14 protein-coding genes are annotated in these 17721 nt (G+C 57.6%); 10 read left to right on the forward strand and 4 right to left on the reverse strand.

Features of this window, described 5'->3' with window-relative positions; genetic code table 11:
• Positions 1–363 precede the first annotated feature (363 nt).
• The 10 genes from CQ13_RS32355 (at position 364) to CQ13_RS32400 (ending at position 10242) form a co-directional block, all read left to right on the forward strand.
• A complete protein-coding gene (locus CQ13_RS32355; protein ID WP_245309475.1) occupies positions 364–957 on the forward strand; it encodes a glycosyltransferase family protein in 594 nt (197 codons plus the stop codon).
• On the forward strand, positions 954–1592 hold the full coding sequence (locus CQ13_RS32360; RefSeq protein ID WP_057846856.1) for a glycosyltransferase: 639 nt from the start codon (positions 954–956) through the stop codon (positions 1590–1592). Before CQ13_RS32355 ends, CQ13_RS32360 begins: the two co-directional genes overlap by 4 nt.
• Before the next feature lie 76 nt (positions 1593–1668).
• Complete coding sequence (locus CQ13_RS32365) at positions 1669–2718, forward strand: Gfo/Idh/MocA family protein (protein ID WP_057846857.1); 1050 nt, start codon at positions 1669–1671, stop codon at positions 2716–2718.
• A 53-nt stretch (positions 2719–2771) separates the two neighbouring features.
• Positions 2772–4274, forward strand: a complete 1503-nt coding sequence (locus CQ13_RS32370) for an oligosaccharide flippase family protein (protein WP_057846858.1) — start codon at positions 2772–2774, stop codon at positions 4272–4274.
• A 29-nt stretch (positions 4275–4303) separates the two neighbouring features.
• Positions 4304–4810, forward strand: a complete 507-nt coding sequence (locus CQ13_RS32375; RefSeq protein ID WP_057846859.1) for an acyltransferase — start codon at positions 4304–4306, stop codon at positions 4808–4810.
• A 156-nt stretch (positions 4811–4966) separates the two neighbouring features.
• The gene (locus CQ13_RS32380) at positions 4967–6076 is read left to right on the forward strand and encodes a DegT/DnrJ/EryC1/StrS family aminotransferase (protein WP_057846860.1); all 1110 of its coding nucleotides are present in this window, start codon (positions 4967–4969) and stop codon (positions 6074–6076) included.
• A gap of 60 nt (positions 6077–6136) precedes the next feature.
• Complete coding sequence (locus CQ13_RS32385; protein ID WP_082637772.1) at positions 6137–7141, forward strand: NAD-dependent epimerase/dehydratase family protein; 1005 nt, start codon at positions 6137–6139, stop codon at positions 7139–7141.
• Complete coding sequence (locus CQ13_RS32390) at positions 7138–8280, forward strand: DegT/DnrJ/EryC1/StrS family aminotransferase (RefSeq protein ID WP_057846861.1); 1143 nt, start codon at positions 7138–7140, stop codon at positions 8278–8280. The genes CQ13_RS32385 and CQ13_RS32390 overlap by 4 nt, the downstream gene beginning before the upstream one ends.
• Positions 8277–9320, forward strand: a complete 1044-nt coding sequence (locus CQ13_RS32395) for a glycosyltransferase (RefSeq protein WP_057846862.1) — start codon at positions 8277–8279, stop codon at positions 9318–9320. Before CQ13_RS32390 ends, CQ13_RS32395 begins: the two co-directional genes overlap by 4 nt.
• Before the next feature lie 166 nt (positions 9321–9486).
• Positions 9487–10242, forward strand: a complete 756-nt coding sequence (locus CQ13_RS32400) for a class I SAM-dependent methyltransferase (protein ID WP_057846863.1) — start codon at positions 9487–9489, stop codon at positions 10240–10242.
• Positions 10243–10982: 740 nt separating this feature from the next.
• Here the strand turns inward: CQ13_RS32400 and CQ13_RS41850 are convergent.
• From CQ13_RS41850 to CQ13_RS32420, 4 genes are all read right to left on the reverse strand, one after another.
• A complete protein-coding gene (locus CQ13_RS41850; RefSeq protein ID WP_197427515.1) occupies positions 10983–12293 on the reverse strand; it encodes a rhamnosyltransferase WsaF family glycosyltransferase in 1311 nt (436 codons plus the stop codon).
• A gap of 536 nt (positions 12294–12829) precedes the next feature.
• Positions 12830–14146, reverse strand: coding sequence for an HlyD family type I secretion periplasmic adaptor subunit (locus CQ13_RS32410; RefSeq protein ID WP_057847062.1), 1317 nt, complete (start codon positions 14144–14146; stop codon positions 12830–12832).
• A 107-nt stretch (positions 14147–14253) separates the two neighbouring features.
• Positions 14254–16470 (reverse strand): peptidase domain-containing ABC transporter, encoded by a 2217-nt coding sequence (locus CQ13_RS32415; protein ID WP_082637774.1) that lies wholly within the window; start codon positions 16468–16470, stop codon positions 14254–14256.
• On the reverse strand, positions 16448–16759 hold the full coding sequence (locus tag CQ13_RS32420) for a hypothetical protein (RefSeq protein ID WP_057846866.1): 312 nt from the start codon (positions 16757–16759) through the stop codon (positions 16448–16450). Before CQ13_RS32420 ends, CQ13_RS32415 begins: the two co-directional genes overlap by 23 nt.
• Between the last annotated feature and the right edge of the window lie 962 nt (positions 16760–17721).

Genomic DNA, 17721 nt, shown 5'->3' on the forward strand with positions numbered 1-17721 from the left:
GACCGCCGCCTGTGGCCGGGGCCGGCGATTTATTGCTACGTCACCATCGTTGCCCGGCGCAGAGCCGTAGTTCGCTCGCACTTCAGAACTTCCGCCCGGCAACGGGACGATACGTCCCGGCATCCCCTGTCCGCCCCTCACTCTTAGCCAACGTGCCCGGCCGGCGGGTTTGGGCGCATACGTCCCGCAACTCCGGACGGAGTGGAAGCATCTCTTGCATACGATGCGGACTTACGACCGTCTATCCAGACTGAGCTCAGACAGAATTAACCGAGCGCAACTTTAAATCAGCGCAAAATATTTAATTGACTCCGGCCTATCATTTAATATATAAATCATGTTGAAATTTAAATAATCCGTTACATGAGAAAGCTCCCTCACCAGAGGTACGAAACTGGCCACACCTTATTGTCGCAACGCTCATTTTCAGATTTCCAAACAGGTGCGCCGATGCTTCAGACCAAGATGCGTCAGGACGACGAAGCGTTGTCGTCGCAATCGCGGGCCAGTCGTCCAAAACTATTGGCGGTCGCCTCGGGCGGAGGGCACTGGATTCAACTTATGCGCATCGCGCAGGCATTTGCCGATTGCTCGGTCACGTTCGTCACGGTGCATAATTCTTATCGCGATCAGGTTGCAGGCCATAACTTCTACGTCGTCAACGATGCGAACCGCTGGAGCAAAATTGCGCTATTGAAAGCGGCGGTGAAGCTTGCCTGGATCGTCTGGAGCGAGAAGCCGGATATCGTGATCTCCACCGGTGCGGCTCCAGGATATCTCGCACTTCGGTTGGGGCGAATGATTGGCGCGCGAACCATCTGGCTCGACAGCATCGCCAACGTCGAGCAGCTCTCAATGTCTGGATCGAGAATCGGTCGTTTCGCCGACCTCTGGTTAACTCAGTGGCCCCACCTGACGCGGCCAGGAGGCCCCTATTATGCGGGATCTGTCCTATGATCTTTGTGACAGTGGGTACTCAGGGACATTTCGACCGCTTGGTCCGGACCGTCGACGAATGGGCCGGGAAACACGGACGAACCGACGTGTTCGCCCAGACGGGACCGTCCGATGCAAGCTACAGGCATATTCGGTCTGAGCAGTTTGTCGATCCGGCGAAATTCCGGGAGCACGTTGAGTCAGCCAGCTTGGTTGTAGCCCACGCAGGCATGGGCTCGATCATTACTGCGCTCGAGTTGGGAAAGCGAATTATTGTCATGCCCCGCCGAGCGAGCATGGGAGAACAGCGAAACGATCATCAGATGGCCACCGCAAGACGGTTCGCCCAACAGGGACGTATCGAAGTTGCGTTCGACGAACGTGAGTTGCTGGACAAGCTGGATCATCTGGATGTTATCGACGAAGCCGAGCCGCTAAGGCCGCAGGCGTCACAAGATCTCATTGCATCCATCCGCACGTTCATCAGAACGGGACACGTTGATGTCGAAGCGCATCGGCTTAGGTACGATCAGATGGCGTTACAGAACTGCCGATCATCTGTTCCTTCTGCGCGACGCGAGGACACAGGGCTCGACTTCGTCCACAGCTCGCCGGTCGTGCCGATCCTGAGCGAAGTCGGAAGCGAACCAAAATGATTGCAGAAGATCTTTCTGCCAAGAATTGCCGCTATACGCTGAAAGTTCCACTAATTAAAGAATATAGGTGCTTGAAATGATCGGGATTGGCATTGTCGGATATGGATACTGGGGTCCGAACCTCGTCCGCAATTTCGCGAGCAACGATTCGTCGCGTGTTATCGGAGTTAGTGATCTGGATGCGGCAAAGCTATCCGCTTGCACGCGTCGCCACCCCGAGATATCGACGACTTCCAATTTCGCCGAACTTCTGCGCAATCCGCGCGTAGATGCTATCGCGATCGCAACGCCGGTTCACACACATTTTGAGCTAGCTCTCGCTGCACTGAACGCAGGAAAGCATGTGCTTGTAGAGAAGCCACTTGCTCAAACGTCCGACCAGGTGCGCCGTCTCGTCGACGAAGCCGATCGGCGCGGGTTGACGCTGATGGTAGATCACACCTTCCTATATACGCCGGCGGTGCAGAAGATTTGCGAACTCATCCTTCAGGACCAACTTGGCGAGATCTTTTATTACGACAGCACGCGATCGAGTCTCGGTCTATTCCAAAGCGATGTGAATGTGATCTGGGACTTGGCAGTCCACGACCTTTCTATCATCCAGTATCTCCTTGACGAAGACCCAATTGCGGTTTCGGCGACGGGATCAAGCCATGTCACCGGTTCGCCGGAGAACATGGCGCATATCACGTTGTTCTTCGAGAGCAAGTGCGTCGCTCACGTCAGCGTAAATTGGCTCTCTCCCATAAAGGTGCGTCAGACGTTTGTTGGCGGCAGTAAAAAGATGATCGTTTATGACGACCTTGAGCCCACCGAAAAGATCAAGGTCTATGACAAGGGCATCACTCTAAATGCGCAGGCCGAGAATGCCCATCAATTCCGGATCGGATATCGGGCTGGCGACATGTGGGCGCCCCATATCTCGACGAAGGAGGCACTGCAATCCGAGGTCGAACATTTCGTCGAATGCGTGAGCACCGGCGCATCGCCGATTTCAAATGGTCTATCCGGCCTACGGGTGATCGAGGTGCTGGAGGCGGCGTCTCGTTCGATCGCCGATCACGGCGCGCCGGTCAGGCTGAAGCAGCAGCGCCCTATTTCAGAGCGCGTCAGGGCGATTGCTTGAGCTACGACGGCCGGAGACGCTCCTGATCGGACAAAAGTTATGACAGACTCGCAATGAACTCTGTGCAACGCTCAATCTTCTTCTCCGCGGTCGAGCGATACGCCAGTTTGGTCCTATTCTTTGTCTCGACCGCAGCCCTGGCGAGACTGCTGACGCCCAAGGAGTTCGGCATCTATGCGGTCGTTCTCGCAGCGACGACGGTATTCTCGGCGTCGTCCCAGGAGTTCGGCGGGTCCAATTATCTCATTCAGAAGACTTCTCTCTCGGAAGAGAACATCAGGGCCGCATTTACGATTACGTTTGGCCTGTCGGTCGTGATCGGAATTCTTCTTTATCTGATCGGCGGCGCTCTCGGCGCGGTACTCGGCGCCGACGGTGTCGAAGCGGGCATTGGCGTTGCCGTTCTCAATTTCGGCATCACTCCGTTCTCGATGACGATCATCGCGCTGCTTCGCCGCAACATGCAGTTTGGCATCATAGCGGTCTGCAACCTCGCGTGCAGTTTCACGGTGGTAATCGTGTCGATTGGGCTCGCGGTGCTGGGCTACAGCTATCTTGCGCCGATCTGGGGAATGATTGCCGGAAGCGCCGTTCAGGCAGCCTACCTGATCGGAACGCGTGGGGATCTACGGATCTTCCGCCCCTCGCTCGAAGGTTACCCGGACATCGTCCGTTTTGGCCTGTATTCGAGCGGTGTGGTCCTTATCAACGTGTTTTACAGTTCGGCGCCCCAGCTCTTTCTCGCGCGCGTGCTGGATTTCGCGGCCGTCGGCCTCTACAGCCGTGCCAGCAACGTAACGCAAGCGTTCGACAGGCTCATCATTCAGGTGATCAGTCCGGTCATTATGCCGGCTATCTTTGCACAGAGGAGCGCCGGCGCGGATCTCAAGCGCATCTATCTCCAAGCGATCTCGCTGCTCACGGTCTTGCAGTGGCCTTTTCTGATCTTAGTGGCGGTGATGGCAAAGCCGATTATCCTGATCTGGCTTGGCCCGACCTGGCTCGAGGTGGTTCCGTTGGTCCGTTTGTTGTGTATTGCCCACCTTTCACTGTTCGCCGCCTGCCTCACCTACCCTGTGCTGGTCGCCGCCGGGAGCGTGCGGGACACGTTGCTCTCGTCGCTGATCTCATTGCCCCCCTCCCTCCTCATCATGCTCGCTGCGTCCTTCTTCGGCGTGGAGGCCGTGGCGGCATCGGCGTTGCTGACGTTGCCTTTCCAGGCAGCCGTGGCGATCTACTATGTGGGCCGGCATCTCAACCTGCGGCTGGCCGATCTCATTCACGCGACACGAAAGAGCGGTATCGTCGCTCTCTGCAGCGGCGCAACGGTCGCCATCTGTGCAGCGTTGGTGGAACGCGGCACGATCGGGCCTGTGGCCGGTATTCTGGTCGCCTGCGGGTCTGCTGCAGGCGTATGGATCGCTGCGTTGTTTGCGGTGCAGCATCCGCTGCTGCCGGAGCTCAAGGCTCCAGTGGCCCGCGTCTTTTACGCAGCCTCGCGCTTGATCGGCCATGTCCCGGTTGCAGCTGCCAGGACAGACCGCGACGTTTGCTGAAGTTCCTCGTAACGGTGAGAGAAGTTTCCATGCCTATCGCAGAAAACGTCCAACTCGGTCATGACGTACGGATATTCCATCCGGATCTCGTCAATCTGTACGGTTGCTCGGTCGGCGACGAGTCGAGGATCGGGACGTTTGTTGAAATCCAGTCCGGCGCGACCATCGGCGCTCGCTGCAAGATCTCGTCGCACAGCTTCATCTGCGAAGGCGTGAGCATCGAGGACGAGGTGTTCATCGGGCACGGCGTCATGTTCACCAATGACAAATATCCGAGGGCGACCGCGGCGGATGGACGACCCCAGGGCCCTGCCGACTGGACGGTGGAACCGACGCGTGTCTGCAAGGGAGCGTCGATCGGGTCGAACGCAACCATTCTGTGCGGCATCACCATTGGTGCCAGAGCCATTGTCGGCGCCGGCGCCGTGGTGACGAAGGACATCCCTCCGGGCGCGGTCGTCGCGGGGGTGCCTGCCCGTGTTGTACCGACGTCCGAGGCCAAGCCTCAGCCGCCAACCGCGGCAGCTACCGTCTGAACGAAGGAAACGCTTTACCAAGCACTCGATTAAATATTATAATTATAGTTATTTTGTTTTAATTTGTTTGGCGATGCCATCCGATTTAAATTAAACGGATAGCGTAGATAATAATTGAGGCGCCCGATCGGGCGCCGATGCGCAGGGATCAGAACATTGATACCTTTTCTGGATTTGAAAGCTCAGTACCATCAGATCAAGCCGGAAGTCGATGCCGCGATCTTGCGTGCGGTCGAACGCACGCAGTTCGTGTTGGGACCGGAGGTCACGGCATTCGAGAAGCGTTTCGCGACCTATTGCGACGTCGGCCATTGCTATGCCGTCAATAGCGGCACTTCCGCGTTGCACTTGGCGCTGCTTGCGGCAGGCGTTGGTCCCGGCGATGAGGTCATCACCGTATCGATGACCTTCGTCGCGACCACAGCCGCGGTGCTTTACAGCGGCGCAAAGCCAGTCTTCGTCGACGTCGATCCTGTCACCTGGACGATGGATCCCGCCCTGATCGAAGCGGCGATCACGCCGCGGACGAAGGCGATCTTGCCTGTCCATTTGCACGGCCTTGTCTCAGATATGGATCCGATCATGGAGATCGCCCGTCGACACGGGCTTGTCGTGATCGAGGACGCCGCGCAAGCGCACGGCGCCGAATACAAGGGGCGGCGCGCTGGCTCGATCGGCGATTTCGGCTGCTTCAGCTTTTACCCCGGCAAGAACCTCGGCGCTTATGGCGAAGGCGGCGCGGTGGTCACCAATCAGCCCGAGTTCGGCAGACGAATTGCCCTCCTTCGCGACTGGGGACAGGAAACCAAGTACAATCACGTCGTCGCTGGTTACAATTATCGGATGGACGGCGTTCAGGGCGCGGTCCTCAATGTCAAGATGAACTACATCGAAGCGTGGACCGAGGGTCGCCGATCAGTGGCCGAACAGTATGATCGCCTGCTGGCGAGGCATTCCGTTGTACGGCCACATCCGCCCGCCCATAGCCGGCACGTCTACCATGTCTACGCGCTCTGCCTTTCGCGCCGCGACGAGGTGTTGAGCGCGTTTCAGGAAGCCGGCATCGGCGTGGGTATTCACTACCCTGTTCCGGTCCATATGCAGAAGGCTTACGCCAATCTTGGCTATCGCGCCGGCGACTTCCCAATCACCGAAAAGCTGACTCGCCAGTTTCTCTCGCTTCCAATTTATCCGGAACTGCGCCCGGAGCAGGTGAACGAGGTCGTGACAATACTCGAGCAGGTCGAGTTCGTCGAGACCGCTTGAGGCTTCGAGAGCCAGCTTTCACGAATTGATAGCGGCAACGCTCACTAATAGGAGAGTATCATGGCTGATCTGAAGGGAAAACGAATTCTGGTCACCGGCGGAGCCGGCTTCATCGGCTCGCATATCGTCGACCTCCTGTGCAACGAGGGCTGCACCGAAATTGTCGCGCTCGACAACATGATCAGAGGACGACCGGAAAATCTCCGACGGGCGATGGCGCGCGGGCCTGTTCGCATGGTTCAAGGCGACATCCGCGACGGCAAGCTGATGGCATCCCTGGTTCAGGCTGCCGATATCGTCTTCCATCAGGCCGCCCTGCGCATCACCCATTGCGCAGCCGAACCTCGCCTTGCCAAAGAGGTCATGGTCGACGCGACCTTCGATCTGCTCGAATTGTGCGTCAAGCGTGGCATCGAGAAGGTTATCGCGGCATCCTCCGCGTCTGTGTACGGCATGGCGGAGGAATTTCCGACGACCGAGCGGCAGAACCCTTACGACAACCGTACCCTCTACGGCGCCGCCAAGGCCTTCAACGAGGGGTTGCTTCGCTCATACAAGGACATGTACGGGCTCGACTATGTCGCTTTCCGATATTTCAACGTCTACGGCGACCGCATGGATATCCATGGGCGCTACACAGAGGTACTGATCCGCTGGATGGAGCGACTGGAAGCCGGGCTGCCACCGATCATCTTCGGCGACGGCCAGCAGACGATGGACTTCATTCACGTTCGTGATATCGCGCGCGCGAACATCCTTGCGGCGCGGTCAAGGGTGACCGACGACGTGTTCAACGTTGCAAGCGGAACCGAAACAAGCCTGTTGCAGCTCGCGCAGGCGCTCGCTTCGGTTATGGGCCATCGCAACTTGACGCCGGAATTTGCGCCGGAGCGTTCGATCAATCCGGTGCCACGCCGACTGGCGTCGACGGAGAAGGCGGAACGGCGGCTCGGCTTCCGTGCGACCGTACCGCTTGAGCAGGGTCTCGCCGATCTCGTGAGATGGTGGCGGGTCGAACGCGGATCGCTCTCAGTGAGCCGCCAGCAAGAGGCGGCTGCCTCGTGATCCCGATTGCGCTGCCACTTCTCGGCGACGATGAGGCCGAAGCGGCTCGGGAAGCCGTGCTCTCCGGCTGGGTTTCGCAAGGGCCGCAGGTGGCCGCCTTCGAGCGTGACTTTGCGGCTCTGGTCGGCGCGCCCTATGCGTGCGCCGTTTCCAACTGCACTACGGCATTGCACCTTGCCCTAGCTGCACTCGACATCGGTCCGGGTGACGAGGTGATCACGGCCAGTCATTCCTTTATCGCGACCGCCAATTGTGTTCGATACTGCGGCGCGACCCCCATATTCGTCGACATCGATCCGGACACCTACAACATCGATCCTGACCGCGTGGCCGAAGCGATCACATCCCGCACGCGCGCGATCATAGTGGTCCACCAGATGGGGATGCCCTGCGATCTTGCCGCGCTCGTTGCGATCGCGGATCGCCACGGCACTGCCCTGATCGAGGATGCCGCCTGTGCCGCCGGAAGCCAGATCCGCATGAACGGCGGCGGCTGGGACCGGATCGGCAAACCCCACGGCCGGATCGCTTGCTTTTCCTTTCATCCCCGCAAGGTGATCACGACCGGCGAAGGCGGGATGCTGACTACTTCTGACCCCGAACTCGACCGTAAATTCAGGTTGCTGCGTCAGCACGGCATGAGCGTTCCTGACACGGTGAGGCACGGTTCTCCGCAGGTGATCTTCGAAGACTACCTGGCTGTCGGCTTCAATTACCGCATGACCGACATCCAGGCCGCGGTTGGGCGCAAGCAGCTTGCGAAATTGTCTGATATCGTGGGCCGCCGCCGGGCCCTTGCCGCGCGCTATGCGGAATTGCTCGGCAACCTCGAAGGGTTGAGCTTGCCATTCGAGCCGGAGTGGGCCCACTCCAACTGGCAGAGCTATTGCGTGCGTCTGCCGGCCCGGCTGGATCAGAAAGCTGTCATGCAGAGCCTCCTCGATCAAGGTATCGCCACACGCCGCGGCATCATGTGCTCGCATCGCGAGGCGCCCTACGCGGAGGCGGCGCGACGCCACGACCTCCGACAATCGGAACTTGCGCAGGATCATTCGATCCTGCTGCCGCTCTATGCACAAATGACCGACACGGATCTTGAGCTGGTCGCTTCTGCGCTGCAGGCTGAGATCAACCGATGACCAGCGAGACTTCTTTCAGCGTTGTGATCCCTTGCTACAACTATGCGCGCTACCTCAAGGCCTGCGTCGAAAGTGTCCTCAGCCAAGGTGTCAAAGTACAGGTGATTGTCATCGATGACTGCTCAACTGACGAAACGCCAGCGGTGGGTGCCGCTCTCGCGAAGGATCCGCGGGTGACCTTCCTTCGCCACGAAGTCAATCAAGGCCACATCAAGACCTACAATGAAGGCCTCGCCCTTGCCACCGGTGACTACACCGCGCTGATATCCGCCGATGACTTGCTCACACCTGGCGCCCTGAAGCGAGCGCAAGCTGTTTTCGATGCTCATCCAGAAGTCGGCATGGTTTATGGACATGCACCGTACTTCCAGACGAACGACAAATTGCCGAAGGCCCGCATCGGCAAACCGCGAGTCGATATCTGGGATGGCCGGAAATGGATTGCGCAGCGTTGCAAGACCGCGACATCGTGCATCTCTTCTCCCGAGGTGATCGTCCGGACGACACTTCAACGGCAGCTCGGGGGGTATTGCGCTGATCTTCCTCATGCGGGCGACTTGGAGATGTGGCTGCGGTTTGCCGCGCACTCATCTATCGCCTATTTGGCCGAGGTGGACCAGGCCTATTATCGCAGGCACACTGCCAGCATGCAGTCGACAACGTTCAGTTCCATACTTGCAGATCTCAAGCAGCGGAGAGCTGCATTTGAAGCTGTATTTCGCGTGCACGGACACAAGATCAAACTCGTCGACCAGCTTCGCGAAACCGCACTCCGCGCTCTCGCCAAAGAAGCCCTTTGGAGAGCATGCTGGTCCTATGATCGCCGCCGCGTCGATCAAGTCTGCGTTGATGAGCTAGAGACGTTCGCCAAGGAAACGTATCCAGGCACGCGTTCGCTCAGCGAATACTGGGGATTACAATGGCGTAGACGCCTGGGGACGCGATGGCCGCCGCTCCTGCAACCGATTTTGCCCAGCGGCTACATTCACTGGGTGAAAGGTAAGATGCTTTGGCGACGTCAGCGGCTGCGGGGGGTTTAGGCAGCAAATGAAGCTTGCTGAGATAAGAGAGAAAGTTGGGCGACGGCTTGCGAACGCCATACTGCGCGTGTCAGGTAGTTCGACACTATACAGCGCTCCGGGACATTTTTATTCCCCCATCGTTAATCCTCGAGAAGCAATCGTCTACGCAACTAGGATCACGGCCGTGGATCAGAAGGGATCCGACCGTCCGAAGATCGACCAAGCCATCCTGGGCCGAACGTTTCAGCAGCTCTCTGCACACTTCCAGAAGATCAGCGACTTTCTTGGTGTTGGTGAAACCGCCCGGTACTCGAATTCTTCCTCGTATTTTAACTTTGGTGACGCTTACATCTATTCAGCATTCATATGCGAATTAAAGCCGAAGCTCATTATCGAAGTCGGCTGCGGTTTTTCCTCCGCCTGCGCTTTGGACACGACCGAGCGTCTAGGAATCGATACTAAGTTCGTTTTTATCGAACCGAATCCAGATCGGCTTTACAAGCTCCTGTCGCCGATTGATCGCACGCGCTCGAGAATCCTCGAGATGCCCGTACAAGATGTCGGCTTTGATGTCTTCGCTGAGCTCGATGCCGGCGACATCCTGTTTCTAGATACGACCCACATCTGCAAAACGGGATCGGACGTCAACCATGAACTGTTCCACATACTCCCAAGATTGAAAGCCGGGGTGTTGATCCACTTCCACGACATCTTCGATAGTTGGGAGTATCCGCTTGAATGGATCGGTGAACAGAACAGATCGTGGAACGAAATCTATGCCCTTCGCGCGTTCCTAATGTTCAATACCGAGTTTGAGATCGTCTATTTCAATGACTTCATGTGGAGACACCATAGGCAAGAGATCGAGCAAACTCCCCTTGGCTCCGTTCTTTGCAGCATCAATGGGGCCGGAAGTGGGTTGTATCTCAGAAGAAGATAGTCGCCGACGCGCACCGCAGTCGCGATAAGCCGGCGTGCTAGCAAACCATTGTTGGTGAGGACGGGGACCGTGACGCCGAGTTCATGCGGCGAGATAAACTAGCCCTTCCCGATGCATTCGACGTCTTGAGTATGCAAGGAATAAAACTTCTGGCCGTTCGGGCTTTGCTAGTCGGCGAAGAATGCCGATTTCAACCTGGGACGAATTGAAGTCGGATCGTGAGCTGGAGGAGGAACTGACGCAGCAACTGGCGTACAGCACGAACTGGCCGCCGAGGGCAGGCGGATTGTTGGTGACGATGGGAGCTTGACGTCGATTTCGTTTGGCGCGGCGGCCTTGCCGATGCATTCGACCTCCAGCGAAGGAATGAAGCTTACGACCGCGCTAGCGCAGCTGCAGCGAGCGGATCGGAGTGGCCCGCCCGAGCAGAAGTGCGAAACCTCTTCGAGGACTGGCCGACCTTCGATCTTGCGGCGGATTTCACAGATGATCCGGTCGAGCCGACTGCGCAGGATCGCAACTGCCGCTGGTGCGGTTGAACTGTTTGGCTGATCGCCGCATGCGGCAGCTTGAAATGCGGAGGGGGGATCACGCTTCGCCCTTTGGAAAACAAAGATTGCAGGGTTCCGGTGCCGACAGCACCAAACTCTGCAATCTGAGAACAGCCTAACCGTTCTTCACGTGCGGCTCGCTCGCGAGCTTCGACTGCATGCCGCCGCGCGAATAAGAGACGGATACATTCAAAGATTTATCCTGTGTCCACCCTCAGTACGAACTCCGACCGACGGCGATCTTGCCATCGCCTGATCTTGGGGCTGATCTTCCGCATACGCCGTCACTGAGCGACGAAGAGCCGTTGCGACGATCCGCCCCGCCTCCTCCCATGATGCTGAGGACACGCTGGACGATGCGGAGGTGGCCAGCGCCACAAAGTTGTCTGTAGATACTACGTCGCTCAGAGCATCAGCCAGTGCATGGGGAGTCGGAAGTGCGTAACGCACGAATGAGTTGTTTAGAACGATGCGGTTGTGCTCAGCGTCGTTGACGACCGGAATACATCCAGCCGAGAGCATCTCGTGCGGGACGAGAGAGACATTGGTCATCGACAGGCTTAATCCTGCAAAGCAGCGGTTATAGATGCCATTGAGCTCGCTCGGGCGCAGTAAACCGTGATCCTTAAAAGGAAACGGCAACGTGCCGACGCGGGCACCGTAGAAGTGGATCGCAATATGCGGATGCCGTTCGGCAAACAGCTGGAGAGCCATAACGCCAAGTTCAAAGGCTCGTCGCGGTACATCAGGTTTGGCGTAGAATACAACTCCATCTCGGACACCGTCTCTATTCACAATGTGATAGGCGCTGTCGCAGCCGAAATCGAACGAGTCCGCCGTCATTCCGTACTCTGCCCGCAGCTTTTCTGCAAGAAATCGGCCCGCAGTGATCGCATGAAAGCCCATGCGATAGGTATGTTCTGCGAGGACGTTGCGGGCACCCGGTGGATGAAACCATGGCTCAAAATCCTGGACGAGATAGAAACGCATGCCGCGGCAACGATCATTGAACACCGAGTATGCGGTCGGCCATGCGGTTGCCACGACAGCGTGAGCGTCAGCCATGCCGCCGGCCGCATCGTGTATTTCCCCATTGAATCTCGGAAAATCCCTGCGTACGCGATGACTATAATAGGCGGCATCGCCTCCATACACGTCATAGAGGTAGACGCGGCAGACATTTCCGGTCTGCTCCAGGTACTCAATTAAGCGGAAAATAGTGGTGTGACCGCCCGAACCTGCGACCGGAGGCGCCATAACCCAATTTACCACCAGGGGACCTTTCCCGTCGAAAAGTAATGGCGGCCAGGACCGGCGTACTCGAATATCCGCGGACAGCACGTCGGCCGGCCGAACCTCCAGAGGTGTAGATGTTGGGGCAATGCGATCCGCAAGTGCGCGCTGCAACCAGTCTTGGACGCCTTGAGTACCCTGCTCAACCCAAACGCGATGAACTTGGCGGTAGCGTCGACCCATCTCTGCACCGGTACGTTCCAGCATCGCGGACGTTAAGCCCCGGAAATAAGACCTCGTGACTGAGGTTCGCATGGCGTATCCAACTCCTGTCTAAATGTTTATTCTCCGAGATCCTAGCATGCCCGCAAAGATAGCTCTTTAAGCGGCGCACGTATCCCGATACATAGACCCCAAAACATTTAATAGTGGACCGTAAGACTGTTGAAGGTGAATACCTAGACCACGAGCGCAAATGCGCGACGCATTCGACGCAAAGGTCTCGCGGGCGCAGCTCCTGAGTTGCCGCGGCCTGGAAGAAATGAAGTGACGTTTGAAGAAATATATCGAACATCGGATTCCAAAACACAGTGCAAGGAGCACCCAAATCGAGGAGATACGGCGTTTGGGGACCGCCTACCTCCGTCAGACGCTCTGGCATTGGCAATAATGGGCACTCCAGTCTATCCGTGACCATTGTGAACGACAGACGTTCGAAAGTTGAGTCCTATACACACAGAAATGTCTTCTCGCATCGCCCGCTACCAACAACCGGGAGCGTGTGGCACCTCTGCTTCGATCTTCTACGGCTCACGTATGCTTTCATCCAACCCGCGCAGTAACGGATAGAGGAAATATGATATCACGCTCCGTTGCCCGATTTTCATTTCGGCGGTAACGGCCATGCCGGGGATCAGCTGCGTACGGGCGGAGGGTAGCCGAAGTTGCACGTCGGACAAATCGATCAGTACGCGGTAATGAGGAACTGTCGTGCGACGCGCAGCTTCGGCTTTAGGATCTGGCGCAAATGAGTCCTGACTGATGACGCGGACCGTTCCTGTTCCCGTCCCGTACTTCTGGAAGGGGAAAGGCTCGAACTTGATCCGCACCGGCTGGCCTACTGATATTTGCCCGACATCCCTGCCCTCCACGTTGACCTCCGCCTGAAGCGGTACATCCCGCGGGACAAGCACAAAAAGCGTTTCCGCTTCGCGCACGACCGAACCGATCGTACGGCTGGCGATCTCCAGCACGATAGCGTCTGCCGGGGCCCTTAATACAATTAGTTGTCGGCGCAATTCGACTTTTTTCAGCTCTTCCGCTGCGCTGTCTCGCTTTGTCAGCGTCTCGACAAGGTCCTGGTACGCGGTGCGGCGAAAATCCTCGGCGAACACTTTCTGATCGGCTCGTGCTTTGTCCACCCGATGCGCGTAATCGGCGATATTGCCGCGTACACGAGCCAGACTACTTTCGACGTCGAGGCGAGCATCGCGGGAAAGCAGGAAATTCAGCTTTGATCCGACTTCCTTATCCATCAACGTGCTGCGCATTGACTCGATCGACCGCATGTTATCAAGCCGCTGCGCCAGGACCGCTTCTTCGTTCTGCGCGGTTTTCAAATTGGCCTGAGCTGAAGCGATCTGCGCATCAAAATTCTGCATCTGCGCGTCGCGAGACGACTTCCTTTGAAGGAACATCTTTCGCTGCAGGACGGCATCGGCATCACCGAGGTCAGCTACGGCATAATCAGCGCCAGCCAACTCAGCTCTTAGTCGAGCGATCGATGCATCAAAACCGGCAACTCTGTTTCGCAACTGGTCGTGATCCGCCTGCGAGAATGTCGGATCGAGCGTCGCCAGCAGGTCGCCGCGGTTTACCCGATCGCCGGCCTTGACGTGGATCTCCCGGATAACCGAGGTCTCCAGCGGCTGCACCACGAGGTTCGGGCGCATGGTAACCAGCTTGCCTTGGGCCGTTACAATCATGTCGACCTGTGACACCGTGGCCCAGGTAACCGCCGCTACAATCAGTGCAAGGACACAATAAAGCGTTAGGCGTGCGAAACGCGGCGGCGACCGTTCCTCTACCTCGATCGCATCGGACTGAAATTCGGCGATCAGGCGCGGTTGCCGGGAGGCGGCCCTGAACAGCCTTCCCCGACGCCGCTCAACTTTTCGAGGCTGCGCCGACTTATCCGCTTTCGCTATGGCTCTTGGTTTCTCCGTCTTCATGCGATTTGCTTCATCTGCTGGTTCCAGAGATGTCGGTAGATGGTGCACTTCGAAAGCAAACGATCGTGACGATCCACGTCAACGATTTGACCGCGGTCGATCACCAGGATCTCGTTGGAATCCGCGAGCATCGACAGTCGATGGGACACGATAATAACGGTCCGTCCTTCGGCGATCCGCCGTAAGTTGCGGCGGATGATCATCTCGCTCTCGGAATCCAGCGCGCTGGTTGCCTCATCGAGAATGAGAATACGGGGGTCGGTGATGAGTGCCCGAGCGATCGCAAGACGTTGCTTCTGACCGCCCGACAGGTTGGAAGCGTCCTCTTCAATCATCGTATCGAAGCCACGAGGCAAGCGTTCGATGAATTCGTCGGCGCCGGCGAGCTGCGCGGCCCTTACTACTTCGGCAAACGTCGCATCGCGCTTCACGCAGGCGATGTTGTCTCGAACCGTACCTCGAAACAGAAAACTATCCTGCAGAACTACGCCGAGGTTCCGGCGCAGATGCTCGAGCTCGAGTTCCCGGGAATCGTAGCCGTCGATCCGCAGCAAGCCCTGCTGCACCGGATACATTCCAGCAATCAGGCGCGTAAGTGTGGTCTTGCCCGAGCCGCTGCGGCCGACGATTCCAAATACCGCGCCCGGCGCGATCGAGAACGATACATCGTTCAGGGCCGGCGCACCTTCAGCGCCGTACCGAAAGGAGACGTTTTCGAACTCAATCTTCCCGGTCAGATCCGGCCGCAATCCATCGCGGTTGCCATCCCTTTCGGGATTTTGGTTCATTACTTCGCCAAGCATTTTGACGGCCAGGGCGACTTCCTGATATTCGTGAACCATGGTGACCATTTGAACCAGCGGCCCGGAAACCCGCCCCGCTAGCATATTGAAGGCTACCAGTGCGCCGATGGTCAGTTCGCCGCTGAAGACGTCTAGCGCGCCGAGGCCAATGATCCCAAGCGTCATCATCTTCTCGAGAAATCCGGTGACCGCCTGGGCTACCGCTGAAATCTTCTCGACACCAAAGCGCATGGACACCGATTGTGCGCACCGATCGTCCCAGGCCTTGCCTTGCAATGGCTCCATGGCCAGCGACTTCACCGTGCGCATGCCGTGTACGGTCTCGACCAGCAGCGCCTGCCGCGCGCCCTCCGCTTGGTACAAGTCATAGAGTCGCCGGCGGAATGGCCCCATCAACAAGGCGACAACGACGCCGATGACAGCGGTGAAGGCCAGAACGACAGAGGTCAGCTTCAAGCTGTAGAGTGCCAATACCGGGATGAACACCAATAGCGACAACGCGTCGAGTGTTGTCAGGAAGAGCCGCCCGGTCAGGAACTCACGAATTCGTCCCGCCTGCTGCATATGCTTCACGAGAACGCCGGCCGAAATGTGCTCGAAGAACGTTACGGGCAGGCCCAGCAGATGGCCGAATGTCTTGGTCGCTACGCGGATATCGACCTTGTTCGTCGCATAGAGCAGCAGGTAGCGCCGCAAGAAACTGAATATGGCATCGAAAGCAAGTGCAGCGGCGGCGCCGGCCGCCAGCACGTAAAGCGTGGTGAAGCTCTCATGCACCAGGACTTTGTCGATGACCAGTTGAAAGAAGATGGGGAGCGCGAGACCGAGCGCATAAAGCAGCAAGGCACAGATGGCGACATCAGTGAACAGCCGCCACTGGCGCAGCAGTTCGGGAACGAACCAGCGCAGCCCAAATTTCTTTCGGCCGTCCGACGACAGGTTTTCGCGCTTGATCAGGATCGCGTCTCCCAGCCATCGCGAGCAAAATTGGTCTCGGTCAACGATAAGCGGCTCGTCCTGGCGTTCGGCGAGCGGGTCAAAAACAACGACCGCCGCCGCGCCATCCGATCTCTCCGCGGTGCGAAGAACGGCGACCCAATTGCCGTTCGAGAGCTGGAGTAGAACCGGATATGCATCCCCCATCCGGAAGAGAACACCCCAATCGAGCCGCGTGGCTTGCGCGCGCAGGCCCGCCTCCTTCGCCATGCGCAGCAAGAGTTCCACAGACGGCGGAGAACCATCGACGGCATAGGCGTGCCGCAGGCGCTCGACTGGCAAATCGATGCCGTGGTGGACCGCCACCCTGGCGAGGCAGTCTAGTGCGGTCTGCGGATGCGCATCTTTTGATGTCGAAACGGGCGCTCCCGCCGCAGCGGAACCGCCATTTTCAGCGGAAATTGCTTGAGACATTCGGCGACCGCGGGCTGTTCGGGGTGGGTTGGCCGGCAGGTGAAGCACCGTGTGACGGATCGGTGCGCCGAACTGCGCCAGCATCGACCAAGCCCTGAAGTGCCTTCTGCATCACCTCAACTGAGTTCGCGAACGACTCCACCGAAAAGATCAGTCTTTGACGAAACACCCGCTTCGGAGCGTTGTTGGCGTCCCGTTCGGTCGGTGAAAGACTGAACAGGTCCACACGCACGATCGAGCCGCCGACAGTGATTTCACCTATGCCGTCCGTAAAGATTTCCGTGTCCATTTCCGTCACTCCTATGCTGCCAATTATGGCTTGAAGATCAACGCCGTAGCTCGTCTTAATTGACGTCGGTCGGACACAGACTCGAACCGCCGCAAGCACAGCCGCCCGTGTGCGCGGCTGAACTGGAAGGGAGATCGGCAAGCGGTTGACTCGGCAGCATGACAACCAGAAACCAAAACGGCCGACGAAATAATGACACATTTAATCTGCATTTAATAAGGACGTCAATTCGATTCTTAAATTAAATGAGAAGAACCTGCGCCTGTTTCGACTACTTCAGATCCTGTTTCGACTACTTTAAAAGGCTCGCGACATTGTCGGCGCCGTCTCATCCCACCTGAAAAGCGGACGACCTTCATTCTGGACCGGTTTCAGACATCCGCCCCAAACCTGCATGCTCTGAACGGAACTGGTCTCCGGTGCTTATGTGTCGATAACCTTCGTCACGATCGCCCTGCAGGGACACGCTCCCCTCGGGAGCGGGTTGAATTCTCAACGGCAGCGTCGGTTCCAGAATTAACCCCTTGAGCGCCTATCAAGCTTAATCCCGGAGTTTTGTTGCAGCCGGTTGCGCGCTCGCTAAGTTGCGGCATGCCAAAGCGCAATAGGCTCTCCATGAAAGACGACCTGACAGCCCGCTACGAGGAAATTCTTCGCCTCCGAGAAGAACTCGAGAGGCTGCTTGCCCGTTCAAAACAATCGCATGCTCAAAAAAAACGGCTACCCGGAAAAAGGCGAGCCGATCGCGCGATTAAAATCCTCCTCAGGTTACCGCAGAACCATTAGGAGGCACCTCGCAGCCCGGAGATTATCTCCCAGCCTGACATTGTAGCCAGCAGGGTCCGCGCGGATGGTCACGCAGCCCTCAAATTCAAATACGGGGCTCGCCCGGTCCTCGGCCCACAGCCACTTCTTGACTGCCGCGCTTTGAGGGCGTCTCGGAAAATTAACTACTATCATTT

Origin of the sequence: Bradyrhizobium retamae (genome assembly GCF_001440415.1) — a bacterium.
In the GTDB taxonomy this organism is placed as follows: domain Bacteria; phylum Pseudomonadota; class Alphaproteobacteria; order Rhizobiales; family Xanthobacteraceae; genus Bradyrhizobium; species Bradyrhizobium retamae.